This is a genomic window from uncultured Winogradskyella sp. (assembly GCF_947495255.1).
Classification (GTDB): Bacteria; Bacteroidota; Bacteroidia; order Flavobacteriales; family Flavobacteriaceae; genus Winogradskyella.
In genome coordinates this window covers 23,580-36,114 of sequence record NZ_CANLYI010000004.1, presented here as the reverse complement: position 1 = coordinate 36,114, position 12,535 = coordinate 23,580, and the positions used below count along the sequence as shown (strand labels likewise).

The following is a 12,535-nucleotide window of genomic DNA, read 5'->3' as shown; positions in this document are numbered from 1 at the left end:
TGAGCTTTTTAATTAGGTTTAACTTTGTATTAATAATTGTAAAATGAAAGCAAGAAAACCTACTTTAGAAAAAATTAGCCCTGAATTTGGAAGTTCATTATTAGTTAAGAAACATAAGATGGATGTTTACAAGGGTGAAACGAAACCATTTTGGCATTTTCACCCTGAAATAGAATTAGTATATGTTAACAAGGGTCAAGGGAAAAGACACATTGGTAACCATTTGTCTTACTTTAATAATAGCCAGTTATTATTAATAGGACCAAATTTGCCACATAATGGATTTACAGATCGTTTAACCATTAATGGCTCTGAAACCTTAGTGCAGTTTAAACCTGAATTTTTAGGGAATCATTTTTTTGATATTCCTGAAATGGAAAAAATTAATAATTTATTTGAGCGTTCTAAAAAAGGAATTCTTTTTGGCATAAAGACGAAGCAAAAACTTGGTGCTAAAATTGAAAAATTAAATGAAAAAGAAGGTTTTAAAAAGATTTTAATATTACTAGAAGTTTTACATGGTTTAGCAAAAGCCGAAGATTATACATTGTTAAACGTGGATGGTTTTGCATTTGAAACTGAACCACAAGACAGTGCTAAAATCGATATTGTATTTAAACATGTTAATCAGAATTTTAAAGAACATATTAGTTTAGATGAAATTGCAGAGAAGGTGAGCATGACGGTTCCTGCGTTTTGTCGTTACTTTAAAAAAGTTACAGGTAAAACATTTACTAAACTTGTTAATGAATATAGAGTAGTACACGCTACCAAATTATTATCCGAAAGTCAAATGAGTATCGCTGATGTTAGTTTTGAGTGTGGTTTTAATAATTTTTCTCACTTTAATAAACTATTTAAAGAATTTACAGGTAAAAGTGCATCTAAGTATAGAGGTGAGTTAAAACTAATGGTACAATAATTATAGTGTAATACATATGGAAGATAAAATAGATATTACAATTACATACTATACCAAAAAAGGCCAAGAAATCATAGATGCCGTAAACTCAAGTGATAATCTTACTGCAGATCAAATTATTCATTATGGTGAAGAAATGGCTGCAATTGAATATAAGTTAACGGCTTTAGAGGTCGCAAAGGAGAATTAATTAGGTGCGTTTTAATAGCGTTGTGTTAACTTCTTAAAAAATCTCGTAAATTCAAAAATAATTTACAATATGGAATTCAAATCATTCTTTAAAATTAGAGTTCTATTATTAACATTATTGATGTTAAGCTGTGAAAAAGAAGATATAACAGTTTTAGATACTGAATATATTTCTGGAGGTATAGGAACCTCACAAAGTACTGGAGCTGTAGAATTTAATTTTAATATTCCTGATAATTATGCTATCGCAAGAGTTCGTATTGAGCTGCAGGAGGCTAATGTTTTTGATGAAGTAAACGGAAATGGTGATAAACAGATTAGATTCAAAAATGTTTCTTCTGGACTGTATAATTACGCTTTTGAATTTTGGGCAACAGAAAATAATTATAGTGTAGGAGATGAAGTGGGAGTGCCTCTAAGTAAATACTTTATAATTAATGAGATGGTTGAAGTTCGAAATGGAAAAACATTGAAAATAGAAATCGATTTGGATTAATTACAACTTCCCTTCCCATTCTGCATAAAACTGCTTTAAAAAGCCTTTCATATAATTGTGGCGCTCTAAGGCCATACGTTTCCCAGTTTTAGTATTCATTTGGTCTTTTAAGAGTAACAATTTTTCATAAAAATGATTAATTGTTGGTGCATCAGAGTTTTTATATTCAGCCTTTGTCATATTTAGGTTAGGCTTAATATCAGGATTGTAAAGTGCTCTATCTTTAAAACCTCCATAATTAAAACAACGTGCAATACCAATAGCTCCAATAGCGTCCAAACGGTCGGCATCTTGTACCACTTCCATTTCTTTTGAGGTAAAGGATGTATTTAAATCAAACGTGTTTTTAAAAGACATATTATCAATAATCTGAGTTACATGTTCAATAATTTCACTATCTACGTTTTTACTTAAAAGGAATTCGCTTGCTTTTCTAGAGCCAATAGTTTCATCACCATTATGAAATTTAGAATCTGCAATATCATGTAGCAAAGCAGCTAAAGTAACGACAGTAGTATTCACATCTTCATGCTTGGCAATTGATAAGGTGTTTTTGTAAACACGTTCAATATGAAACCAATCGTGTCCACCTTCGGCATTTTTAAGTTCGGTTTTAACGAAATTTATAGTAGACTCAATGAGTTGTGCTTCAGAAATTGTCATTATAAAAAATTATGCAGGATCAACCCATTTAAATTGAAACGAATTTTCAGGAATTTTTATACGTTCAGATAAACGATACATTCTAGGAGGTAACTTCATTAAGTAATCTCTAGCTTTTTCAGCCTCTTCGCTTAAACCTGTCATATTTCCTATTTCCCAACGGTCAATTAGCTTTTGTAAGATATCTACGTAATCGTTTGAGGTGTAAACACCAATACGCTGTGCAGTGTTAGAAAATTCTTCGAAGGCAGTTCCTATACTTTCACCAGATTCTCTTAAAAAATGTGCAGGCATGGCGATTTTACGCTTCATCATATCATGAAAAGCCATCATCATCTGACTTGGATCTACAGCAAAAATGCGCTCTACAAACTCAGAATAAGCATGGTGGTGACGCATTTCATCACCAGAAATAATTTTACACATTTTAGCCAATTGTTTATTCCCTTTTTGTTTGGCAATTTTAGCTACACGATTGTGAGAAACATAAGTCGCTAATTCTTGAAAACTAGTATAAACAAAGTTTTTATAAGGGTCTCTACCTGTACCAATATCAAAACCATCATTAATTAAATATTGTGTGGTTTTTTCAATCTCACGCATGTTTACGCGTCCAGATAAGTACAAGTATTTATTTAAAACATCACCATGTCTGTTTTCTTCACCTGTCCAATGTCTTAACCATGTAGACCAGCCGTTACGCTCTACTTGATCAACACCTTCTACATCCATAAGCCAAGATTCGTAACTTGGTAAAGCCTCTTCTGTAATCATATCACCAACTAAAACCACCCAAAAATCATAAGGTAATTCTTTAGAAAGCTCTCTAATTTCTTTTACGTCTTCAAAAAATGTGTCTTTAGTAGAATCTGGTAAGAAATCGGTAGGCTGCCAAATTTTTTCAACAGGAATTAAATATTTTTCAATAAGCGATTGTACATCTTTTTCAAGATGCTGCATCACTTCCAATCTTACATTTTTCAACGACATATTTATAGTAGTTTTTAGGATGTTTAATGCTCAATAGCATCAACAATTGTTTTTTCAACTTGTTGAATTAATTCAGTCTTATCAGTAAAGTTAATAATTTCTAAGGGCTTATGCACCGTAAATTTAATATGATTTCCTATTCCCATAGGAAAAGCGCCATAGCGTAACATCTTCCAAGAGTTGTTTACAGTAATAGGAACAATCAAAGCTGAAGGCACTTTTTTTATTAAAAGTTCTAGTCCTTTAGTCTTAAAAGGTCGTGGTGTTCCGTCTTTACTTCGTGTACCTTCAGGGAAAATAACGGCTGCTCTTTTTGTTTTTTCAATATACTCTCCAAATTTCATCATTGCAGGTAATGCCTGACGAGGATTTTTTCTGTCTATTAATACAGAACCACCATGACGTAAGTTATAGGAGATACTAGGTATGCCTTTTCCTAATTCTTGTTTAGACACAAATTTTACATGATGCTTGCGCATGTACCATAATATTGGAGAAATATCATACATGCTTTGGTGGTTAGCAACAATAATTATAGGTCTGTCTGTGCTAATATCGTATGGATTATTGAACGTAATTCTGGTGCCTAAAAGATTAAGGCATCGCATTATGGCAAATTGTAAAGCATCTACTGCATGTTTAAGGCCTTTATAGCCAAATACTTTGTGGCAAAACCATTGTATAACATGAAATACAACTAAGGTTAAGCCAAAGCATAAATAGAAAATAACCGAAAGCGGATAGGCGAGTATTTTTTGCACAACAAAAGGTTTATAGGTACAAAAATAACTAAATAACTAAGTTTTTAAAGTTTAAAAAACAGGAATACACTGATTATCTTCGCAAGTAAAGCCAGTTGGTTCATTTGGAACTGAACAATCAGAAATCGCTCCACAATTTTCATTGTAATTACTCTCTAGTTGATTATAATCATTAACCAAAGTCACTAATTGTTCTGTATCAATAGATGTGGTATAAATAAGAAATTCCCAAGGACCACCACATGGTTTAGAACCAAAGGCGATATATTGACATTCAAATTCTTCGCTACAAGTTGAAGTTGCTGCGTATTCGGTAATTGTAATTTTTAATTGTTGTAATTCTTCAATCATTTCTTCGCATGTTACAGGATCGTCGTCAGGCAGACTGCAAGCAATAAAGATTGTACTTGTTACAATTATAAATGTGAGATAAAATATAATTTTTTTCATGTCAATAGTTTTAAGAAATCCTTCTAATTTAAAAGACAAAAGAATTAAAGAGACGAAGCGTCTAGGACGATAGTTTTAAATTGATTCTTAAAATTGTGCTCATCTGAAAGACTAGTTTGATTCAGCCAATTTGAAATATTAGAATAACTGGTATCTCCTTTAAATTCAGAATCAGTAATTAACATTGAAAACGAGGCAACACTCGCTGTAAATTTCATAAAATCTGAAGATTGACTAAAAGCAACTTCTTGGTCGTAGATATCTAAAGTCATTGGAATACTAGTATCATTATCTGGTAGCTTATATCTCACTGCAATTGTAAAAGCTTTATCGTTAAGAAGGTTTGACTCTACAGTTGGTACAATTTCGTAAATCGCTGTTATGTTTTGGTTGGCACCAATCTCACCAGCATCTTCTGTGTCATCTTCAAAATCTTCTGTATTTAAGGCTCTGTTCTCATAGCCAATTAGGCGATAAGCATCAACGATTTCTGGATTAAATTCTACTTGCACTTTTACATCTTTAGCTACTGTAAAAAACTTACTATAATCATAAATAAAGACTTTTCTTAATTGCTCTATAGTATCAATATACTCATAGTTTCCATTGCCTTTATTGGCAATTTGTTCTAATGTTCCGTCATTAAGATTACCACGTCCAACTCCTAAAACCGTCAGAAAAACTCCTAAATCTCGCTTTTCTTCAATTAAACTTATTAAGTCATCTTGGTTACTAATGCCAACATTAAAATCTCCATCTGTACCAATTATAATTCTATTATTTCCATTAGTGATATAATTTTCTAAAGCAATATCATAGGCTGTAATTATACCCTGTGCACCAGCTGTGCTACCTCCTGAGCCTAAGCTGTCAATGGCATCTTTAATAGTTTGTTTATTAGAACAAGCTGTAGATGGTAAAACAAGACCTGCAGAACCAGCATAAGTAACAATGGCAATTTTATCTGTATCAGAGGTTTGGTCTACAAAATCTTTAAAACCGCTTTTTAAAAGTTCTAATTTGTCTTCACTGCCCATAGATCCTGATACATCTATTAATAATACAAAATTTGAGGCTTGCGTATCATTTAGGTTTAAAGGTTTGGCTTTCATGCCAATTCTAACCAGTTTATTATCAGTATTCCATGGACAAGAACTGATCTCACCATTTAAATTAATAGGATGTGTAGCATCATTATAGGCGTAATCTAAATTGAAATAATTAATGAGTTCTTCTGTTCTTACAGCCGCAACAGGAGGTAATGATTGGTCTTGTTGAATAAATCGTCTAATATTGGAATATGAAGCACCATCTGCATCTATTGAAAATGTAGAAATAGGAATGGTTTCCGTACTAATGAATTGGTTTTCTCCAATCTCATTATATTGATCTCCGGCAAATTCAATACCGTAAAAATCGACGTATGAATCAGAGTTTGTTTCGTTATATTCACAAGAAAATAGAATTAAAATAAAACTGAGAATAATTGGTTTGATTGATTTCATGATATGGCTTTTTTAATAGATGAAGAAAACATGAAATGGTTGCGTCTAAAACCAAAAAAACCACGAAAATTAATTCGTGGTTTTATAAATCTATTTTAAGACTTTAAACTTTCTTAGCAATGCTCGTTGTATGCATCTTTAAGGTTTTCTGCGATTAATTCAGCAGGACGACCTTCAATATGGTGACGCTCTAACATGTGCACTAATTCTCCGTTTTTAAACAAAGCCATACATGGCGAACTTGGAGGAAAAGGAATCATATGCGCTCTTGCTGCATCAACGGCTTCTTTATCTACACCTGCAAAAACAGTAACGATATGGTCTGGTTTTTTTGCATTATCTAAACTTGTTCTAGCTCCTGGTCTTGCATTAGCTGCAGCACAACCACAAACTGAATTTACAACAACTAATGTTGTACCTTCTTTTGCAAGTGCTCCTTCTACAGCTTCTGATGTATGTAATTCTTCAAAACCGACGTTGGTTAAATCCTCACGCATTGGTTTTACTAATTCTGCTGGATACATATTTTTTTATTTTAATTATTCTTAATTTGAATTGCAAAGATAATGAAAAATAGTACGAATCAGTTGGTCTTAAGTTAGGAGTTTAAATGATGGTATTTTGGTTTTCAATAGTGGTTTAGTACAATAATTATTATTGACTAAAAGTGAGTAAAAAACCGTCTACTGCAACACCTTCATCTAATATAAGTTGAGAATTTGTTAGTGTTGTTATGACATAATTAATATTGTCAATAACAACGGTTGTAACTTCATTTGTTGTTGAAGGAACCTCATAGTCATAAGTGCCAGATGGCAAACCATCATAAATAACATTTGCAGTATTGTTATTAGTAACTGTCAGTTCTAGGTTGGCTTCATCAAAATCCCATGTGATTAAATCCATTTCAAAATCGTCATTAGCGCCTGCTAAACCTCCAGAAACATTGACCAAAGACCATGAGCTGTAAAGTGTGGGTTCATTCTGTTCAGAGTTATCATCATCACTATTACAGCTTAGTGTAAGTAGCATAAGTGTTAAAAGATAAAAAGTGTGTTTCATAATAATTTAGTATTGGTTATACCTATAAGATGAATTTTATACAAAAGGTTGCATGCAAAACGTAACAAATTGCATTTTCAAACCACTAACATATAGTATATTTGAATTTCATAAAATAAATAGAATATGAGTTTTGCAAAATGGGTTGGTGGTGCTTTAGGTTGGTCTTTTGGAGGTCCTATTGGTGCTATTATAGGATTGGCTATTGGTAGTTTTGTTGATAATTTAACAGATAAAGGAACACCTTTACTTGGTGATCGTCAAACGGGAAAACAACGGGATACTTATAGAACAAAACCAAATTATGGTAAGCGTACATCTTCTCGTCCACAAACACAGTCTGGAGATTTTGAAGTCAGTTTGTTAATATTAGCTTCTATTGTTATAAAAGCTGATGGTAAACAAGATCAGCGCGAACTAGATTTTGTGCGTCAGCAATTTACTAATATGTATGGTAAAGATAGAGCGAACAAGGCTTTTGAATTGTTTAAGCGTATTACCAAACAAAATATTTCTACACGAGAGGTTTGTACGCAAATTAAGCAAATGATGGATCATGCATCGCGTTTGCAATTACTTCATTTTTTATTCGGAATCGCTAAAGCAGATGGACATGTTACTGAAGATGAGTTAAGACAGATTTATACTATTACTGGCTATTTGGGCATAAGTAGTAGAGATTACGAAAGTATTAAAGCGATGTTCTATAATAGTAGTGATAATGCGTATAAAATTCTCGAAATAGAAAAGTCGGTTTCAGATGATGCTGTTAAAAAAGCTTATAGAACCATGGCTAAAAAATACCATCCGGATCGCGTTGGTCATTTAGGAAAAGAACATCGAGAAGGTGCCGAAGCTAAGTTTAGACAGGTACAAGAAGCTTATGAGCATATTCAGAAAGAACGTGGGTTTAAATAAAATTTACCCTCTAAACAAAAAGAAATCATCTTTCATGTCTTCAATCTGTGCGTCTTCATTAGTCATAATATAGTCGATGGCTTTTGAGGTAAATTCATCGCCTTTTTTAGTTAAAGAGACAATGTTTTTTTCAATATGAATCATATTATTTTTTAGGGCTAAATCTAAGACCGTTTGAGCTCGCACTTTTTGCCAATTAATATGTTCGTTGAGGTGATTAACGTGTCGTTCTTCAAGCTCATCGTGGTTTTTTAAGTGTAATAAAAATGTCAGTAAAGAGACTTCTGTTTGTTGTTGCTTCTCTCTATACATTACTGCAATGATTCCTTTAGAAGGTGCAAATAAATACACTAATAAAAATACTAAACCAAGTACCGTTGATATTGATCCTGCAATTGAAGCATCTAACCAATGTGCTACCCAATACCCAAAAATGGCACTAAAAATCCCAAAACCTATTGCTAATGCTAGCATTTTCTTTAAGTCTGTTGTTAGTAAATAGGCTGTAGCGGCAGGAGCAATCATTAATGCAACAACCAAAATAGCACCAACAGCATCAAAGGCGCCAACGGTTGTTATAGATGAAATAGACATTAAACCATAATGAATAATAGCTGGTGAAAACCCTAAGGAAGCAGCTAAACCTTTATCGAAAGTGCTTACTTTTAATTCTTTAAAAAACAGAATTAGAAGCGAAATGGTTACAAGCAAAATGGTGCCTACAACCCAAAGTGATTTTGGTCCAACATCTGTACCTCCAATTAATAACCTATCAAAAGGAGCAAAAGCTAATTCGCCTAATAAAACGGCATCAACATCTAAATGCACATCATTCGCATTTTTAGCAATTAAAATCACACCAATACTAAACAATGCTGGGAATACTAAACCTATGGCTGTATCTTCTTTTACTAATCCTGTTTTTTGAATGTACTCTACTAATACTACTGTAATAATACCTGTAAAAGCTGCCAGTAAAATTAGTACAGGTGAGTTTAAATCTTGTGTGATAAAAAAACCAACTACAATTCCTGGTAATATAGAATGACTAATTGCATCGCTAATCATTGCCATTTTTCTAAGCACTAAAAACGTTCCAGGAATAGCGCATGCAACAGCAACGATACTAGCTATTAGTTGTATTTCTATTTGTGCACTACTCATCTTCTGTAGATTGTTTAGTATATAAATTAGCAGCCGTTTCAAAACCTGTTTTAGTTAAGCTCCACATGTTTCCATTAATCTGTACGTAATCTTTTTCTACTAATTTTTGAAGTGTGCTTTTAGTATATCCTTGAAAATTATTGAGTAGTTTAATAGCATGAGGATGTGAAATATCTTTGTGTGTTTCTGCAATATGATGCATAAATGCTAGTGTTTTGTGTAATTCTAAATCGCGTCTGTTTTTAATTACCCTAATTTGTTTAAAAAGTAAACCTCGACTAGGAGAAAAAATAAATGAAAAAGCAACAAACACAGAAGCCACTAAAACAATTACAGGACCTGTAGATAGGTTGTTTTGACTAGCACTAATTGCGGTTCCGAAAACACCAGAAAACGCTCCAAAAATGGCTGCTAAAAATACCATTACGGACAAGCTGTTTGTCCATTGTCTCGCAGCAGCAGCTGGTGCTAAAAGCATGGCGCTCATTAATACAACACCAACGGTTTGTAATCCTAAAACAATTGCTAAAACTATAAATGTGGTGATAAGAATATCTATAAATTTGGTATTGAAACCTAGTGTTTTAGTGTAGTCAGCATCAAATAATAGAATTTTAAATTCTTTCCAGAAAGTAAGCATTACAATTAAGCAAAGTCCTGTAACAATGGCCATCATCCATACGTCACTTTCTACTAAGGTTGCAGCTTGTCCAAATAGATATTTGTCTAAACCTGCTTGGTTGGCATTGGGTTGTTTTTGAATAAACGTGAGTAACAACATTCCGAACCCAAAAAACAATGAAAGAATTAACCCTAAAGCTGTATCTGATTTTAAATGCGTTTTAGTGACGATGCTCTTTATCCAAAACGTACCAATTAAACCACTAATTAGAGCTCCAATTAATAAGGTATTGGTGTCTTTTGCACCTGTAATTAAAAAGGCAATTGCAATACCTGGTAAAGCAGCATGAGAAATGGCGTCACCTAATAAGCTTTGTTTTCTCAGCACAGCAAAACTTCCCAACATTCCGGTAACAGCACCTAAAATTGCTGTACCAAGTGTTATGGTTCGTAATGTATAGTCTGTGAAGACGAGTTCTATGTATTCTAAAAAGTCTATTGTTTCTAATTTTTAATTGGCGTACAGATTTCGATTAAAAATCCATTGATATCTCTTAAATAACCTACTTTTTGTCCCCAAGGTTTCTCTTTTATACTTTCATATTTTACTGCACCAACGTTTATAGCTTTGTTAAAATCTTCTTCTATATTTTCAGATGTAAAAGCCATCTCTATTCCGTTTGATTTTTCGTTTATTGAAAGCTTTTTAAATCCATTCTTAAAATTTGAATCTCCTAATACATTTGAAGCAAAAGCAATGGTTGTTTCACCTGAAATTAATTCACCATAATCACTTTCTGGTGAGATGAATTTTTTTTGAAACCCGAATGCGTTTTCATAAAATGAAATTGTCTTTTCAACATCTTCTACATATAAAATGGTGTATGCGTATTTCATTTTTATTCCTTTTAATTTCCGTCAGTTTAAGTAAAATTACTTTTTTATGGTTTTGTATCTAGAACCTATTAAAGACTTCTCGATACTATTTTATTCTAGCTCAAAAATCACTCGAAGTGACGTTTTTTTATAAACTGAAAACTAGCTTTACTCCTGAATACTCACTTTATAATTAATACCATATGTCTTTGTTAAATTATCATCATTAAAGATGTCTTTTACTGGACCTGTGGCAATTTTTTTTACGTTTAAAAAGGTTACCCAATCAAAATATTCAGGAACAGTTTGTAAATCGTGATGAACCACAATAACTGTTTTACCTGCTTTTCGTAATTCTTTTAAAATATTAATGATAGCAATTTCTGTTGTCGCATCTACACCTTGAAAAGGTTCGTCCATAAAATAAATAGCAGCATTTTGTACTAATGCTCTAGCCAAAAATATACGTTGTTGCTGTCCACCAGAAAGCTGACTAATTTGTCGACTTTTAAAAGCCAACATACCTACTTTCTCTAAAGCCTCGAGTGCTGCCTTTTTTTCTTTTTGACCAGGACGTTTTATCCAACCTAAGCTTCCATAGGTTCCCATCATTACCACATCTAAAGCTGTCGTAGGAAAGTCCCAATCTACACTTCCTTTTTGAGGAACATAAGCAACTAATTGCCGTTGTTTCTCATAAGGTTTTCCGTAAATAGAAACACTACCTGCAATGGGTTTTAAAATACCTAAAATAGATTTTATTAATGTAGATTTTCCGGCACCATTTGGTCCAACAATAGCCATAAGAACACCTTCTGGAATTTCTAAATCGATATCCCAAAGAACAGGTTTGTAATTATAAGCAACGGTTAAGTCATCTACTTTTACTGCAATTTTTTCCTTGGAAGAAGAGGTCTTATTTTCTATTGGTGTATTCACATGTATAATATTTTATTCAATTTGTTTTTTATAAAATAGGATAATACTTATTTGTTTAACGCTCCTACAATTGTTTTAATGTTATAACGATACATACCAATGTAAGTCCCTTCTCTGGATTCTGCATTACCTAGTGCATCAGAGTATAACGTTCCTCCAATAGCAACATCATGACCTTTAGAGTTTACAGCCTTTTGTAAAGCTTCTATTGTACGTTTTGGAACCGAACTTTCTATAAATATAGCTTTTATATTCTTTTCAATAATAAAAGCCGCCAATTTTTGAACGTCTTTTACGCCTGCTTCCGTAGCAGTTGATAAACCTTGTAGACCAACAACGTTAAAGTTGTATGCTTTTCCAAAATAATTAAAAGCATCGTGAGCTGTGACTAGTATTCTTTTTTCTGGTTCTAAGGCATCAACAACTCCTTGTACATCTTTTTTTAAATCTTCTAATTCTGCTAAATAACGTTTTTCATTAGCTCTAAATGTCTCTGTATTTTTTGGGTCTTTTTCGCATAATACTAGTGTTACTTTTTCTACAAATTGCTGAAAGAAATCAATATTGAACCAAACGTGAGGATCATAGTTTGAGGCAAAATAATCTGAACCAATCAATTGTTTTTTATTAAGCTCATCTGCTAAGGCTATAGGTGTCTTGTCTGCACCTTTCATTTTTTCAAAAACTTCTACTAATTTACCCTCTAAATGCAATCCATTATAGAATATAACATCTGCGTTTACCAGTTTAGAAACATCGCCTTCACTTGCTTTGTATAAGTGTGGATCTACACCTGCTCCCATTAAACCTTGTACGTTTATAGAATCTCCTCCAATGTTTTTTACTAAATCTGTAATCATTGTTGTAGTAGTTACAACATTGAGTTTTTTATTTAGGTTTTCATCTGTTTTTGAGTCATTCTTACAAGCTGTTATAATTAGTGTGATAGCTAAGAGGAATATTACTTTTTTCATGTATC

16 protein-coding genes are annotated in these 12,535 nt (G+C 32.7%); 4 read left to right on the top strand and 12 right to left on the bottom strand.

Annotated features, from left to right (window positions below; genetic code table 11):
* Positions 1–43 precede the first annotated feature (43 nt).
* The 3 genes from Q0807_RS07020 to Q0807_RS07010 all read left to right on the top strand — a co-directional run bounded on the left by Q0807_RS07020 (position 44) and on the right by Q0807_RS07010 (position 1,607).
* Positions 44–922 (top strand): AraC family transcriptional regulator, encoded by an 879-nt coding sequence (locus Q0807_RS07020; RefSeq protein WP_299108000.1) that lies wholly within the window; start codon positions 44–46, stop codon positions 920–922.
* Between the two features lie 16 nt (positions 923–938).
* Positions 939–1,112 (top strand): hypothetical protein, encoded by a 174-nt coding sequence (locus Q0807_RS07015; RefSeq protein WP_299107997.1) that lies wholly within the window; start codon positions 939–941, stop codon positions 1,110–1,112.
* A gap of 69 nt (positions 1,113–1,181) precedes the next feature.
* Complete coding sequence (locus Q0807_RS07010) at positions 1,182–1,607, top strand: hypothetical protein (RefSeq protein ID WP_299107995.1); 426 nt, start codon at positions 1,182–1,184, stop codon at positions 1,605–1,607.
* Here the strand turns inward: Q0807_RS07010 and Q0807_RS07005 are convergent, their stop codons facing one another.
* The 7 genes from Q0807_RS07005 to Q0807_RS06975 all read right to left on the bottom strand — a co-directional run bounded on the left by Q0807_RS07005 (position 1,608) and on the right by Q0807_RS06975 (position 7,038).
* Entirely contained in the window at positions 1,608–2,270 is a 663-nt protein-coding gene (locus Q0807_RS07005; protein WP_299107993.1) for an HD domain-containing protein, read from the bottom strand.
* Between the two features lie 9 nt (positions 2,271–2,279).
* Positions 2,280–3,260: an acyl-ACP desaturase gene (locus Q0807_RS07000; RefSeq protein WP_299107991.1), complete on the bottom strand. Its 981-nt coding sequence runs from the start codon at positions 3,258–3,260 to the stop codon at positions 2,280–2,282.
* A gap of 23 nt (positions 3,261–3,283) precedes the next feature.
* Positions 3,284–4,021 carry a 1-acyl-sn-glycerol-3-phosphate acyltransferase gene (locus Q0807_RS06995; RefSeq protein WP_299107989.1) on the bottom strand — a complete coding sequence of 246 codons (738 nt, stop codon included), beginning with the start codon at positions 4,019–4,021 and terminating at the stop codon, positions 3,284–3,286.
* Between the two features lie 51 nt (positions 4,022–4,072).
* Positions 4,073–4,471: a hypothetical protein gene (locus Q0807_RS06990; protein WP_299107987.1), complete on the bottom strand. Its 399-nt coding sequence runs from the start codon at positions 4,469–4,471 to the stop codon at positions 4,073–4,075.
* Positions 4,472–4,515: 44 nt separating this feature from the next.
* A complete protein-coding gene (locus Q0807_RS06985) occupies positions 4,516–5,976 on the bottom strand; it encodes a VWA domain-containing protein (RefSeq protein ID WP_299107985.1) in 1,461 nt (486 codons plus the stop codon).
* Between the two features lie 113 nt (positions 5,977–6,089).
* Positions 6,090–6,500 carry a BrxA/BrxB family bacilliredoxin gene (locus Q0807_RS06980; protein ID WP_299107983.1) on the bottom strand — a complete coding sequence of 137 codons (411 nt, stop codon included), beginning with the start codon at positions 6,498–6,500 and terminating at the stop codon, positions 6,090–6,092.
* Between the two features lie 130 nt (positions 6,501–6,630).
* Positions 6,631–7,038, bottom strand: coding sequence for a hypothetical protein (locus Q0807_RS06975; protein WP_299107981.1), 408 nt, complete (start codon positions 7,036–7,038; stop codon positions 6,631–6,633).
* Positions 7,039–7,164: 126 nt separating this feature from the next.
* On the opposite strand from Q0807_RS06975, the gene Q0807_RS06970 reads away from it, so the two are divergent.
* Positions 7,165–7,956, top strand: coding sequence for a TerB family tellurite resistance protein (locus tag Q0807_RS06970; RefSeq protein ID WP_299107979.1), 792 nt, complete (start codon positions 7,165–7,167; stop codon positions 7,954–7,956).
* 3 nt (positions 7,957–7,959) lie between these two features.
* On the opposite strand, the gene Q0807_RS06965 is transcribed toward Q0807_RS06970, so the two are convergent.
* From Q0807_RS06965 to Q0807_RS06945, 5 genes are all read right to left on the bottom strand, one after another.
* Positions 7,960–9,120 carry a metal ABC transporter permease gene (locus Q0807_RS06965; protein WP_299107977.1) on the bottom strand — a complete coding sequence of 387 codons (1,161 nt, stop codon included), beginning with the start codon at positions 9,118–9,120 and terminating at the stop codon, positions 7,960–7,962.
* Positions 9,113–10,240 carry a metal ABC transporter permease gene (locus Q0807_RS06960; protein ID WP_299108649.1) on the bottom strand — a complete coding sequence of 376 codons (1,128 nt, stop codon included), beginning with the start codon at positions 10,238–10,240 and terminating at the stop codon, positions 9,113–9,115. The genes Q0807_RS06965 and Q0807_RS06960 overlap by 8 nt, the downstream gene beginning before the upstream one ends.
* 5 nt (positions 10,241–10,245) lie before the next feature.
* The gene (locus tag Q0807_RS06955; protein WP_299107975.1) at positions 10,246–10,638 is read right to left on the bottom strand and encodes a VOC family protein; all 393 of its coding nucleotides are present in this window, start codon (positions 10,636–10,638) and stop codon (positions 10,246–10,248) included.
* 147 nt (positions 10,639–10,785) lie between these two features.
* Entirely contained in the window at positions 10,786–11,556 is a 771-nt protein-coding gene (locus Q0807_RS06950; RefSeq protein ID WP_299107973.1) for a metal ABC transporter ATP-binding protein, read from the bottom strand.
* A 47-nt stretch (positions 11,557–11,603) separates the two neighbouring features.
* On the bottom strand, positions 11,604–12,530 hold the full coding sequence (locus Q0807_RS06945) for a zinc ABC transporter substrate-binding protein (RefSeq protein WP_299107971.1): 927 nt from the start codon (positions 12,528–12,530) through the stop codon (positions 11,604–11,606).
* Positions 12,531–12,535 lie beyond the last annotated feature (5 nt).

Excerpts from the sequence above, each read along its gene's own strand:
- Q0807_RS07020 (WP_299108000.1), top strand. The coding sequence starts at position 44 with ATGAAAGCAAGAAAACCTACTTTAGAAAAAATTAGCCCTGAATTTGGA.
- Q0807_RS07015 (WP_299107997.1), top strand. The coding sequence starts at position 939 with ATGGAAGATAAAATAGATATTACAATTACATACTATACCAAAAAAGGC.
- Q0807_RS07010 (WP_299107995.1), top strand. The coding sequence starts at position 1,182 with ATGGAATTCAAATCATTCTTTAAAATTAGAGTTCTATTATTAACATTA.
- Q0807_RS07005 (WP_299107993.1), bottom strand. The coding sequence starts at position 2,270 with ATGACAATTTCTGAAGCACAACTCATTGAGTCTACTATAAATTTCGTT.
- Q0807_RS07000 (WP_299107991.1), bottom strand. The coding sequence starts at position 3,260 with ATGTCGTTGAAAAATGTAAGATTGGAAGTGATGCAGCATCTTGAAAAA.
- Q0807_RS06990 (WP_299107987.1), bottom strand. The coding sequence starts at position 4,471 with ATGAAAAAAATTATATTTTATCTCACATTTATAATTGTAACAAGTACA.
- Q0807_RS06985 (WP_299107985.1), bottom strand. The coding sequence starts at position 5,976 with ATGAAATCAATCAAACCAATTATTCTCAGTTTTATTTTAATTCTATTT.
- Q0807_RS06980 (WP_299107983.1), bottom strand. The coding sequence starts at position 6,500 with ATGTATCCAGCAGAATTAGTAAAACCAATGCGTGAGGATTTAACCAAC.
- Q0807_RS06975 (WP_299107981.1), bottom strand. The coding sequence starts at position 7,038 with ATGAAACACACTTTTTATCTTTTAACACTTATGCTACTTACACTAAGC.
- Q0807_RS06970 (WP_299107979.1), top strand. The coding sequence starts at position 7,165 with ATGAGTTTTGCAAAATGGGTTGGTGGTGCTTTAGGTTGGTCTTTTGGA.
- Q0807_RS06965 (WP_299107977.1), bottom strand. The coding sequence starts at position 9,120 with ATGAGTAGTGCACAAATAGAAATACAACTAATAGCTAGTATCGTTGCT.
- Q0807_RS06955 (WP_299107975.1), bottom strand. The coding sequence starts at position 10,638 with ATGAAATACGCATACACCATTTTATATGTAGAAGATGTTGAAAAGACA.
- Q0807_RS06945 (WP_299107971.1), bottom strand. The coding sequence starts at position 12,530 with ATGAAAAAAGTAATATTCCTCTTAGCTATCACACTAATTATAACAGCT.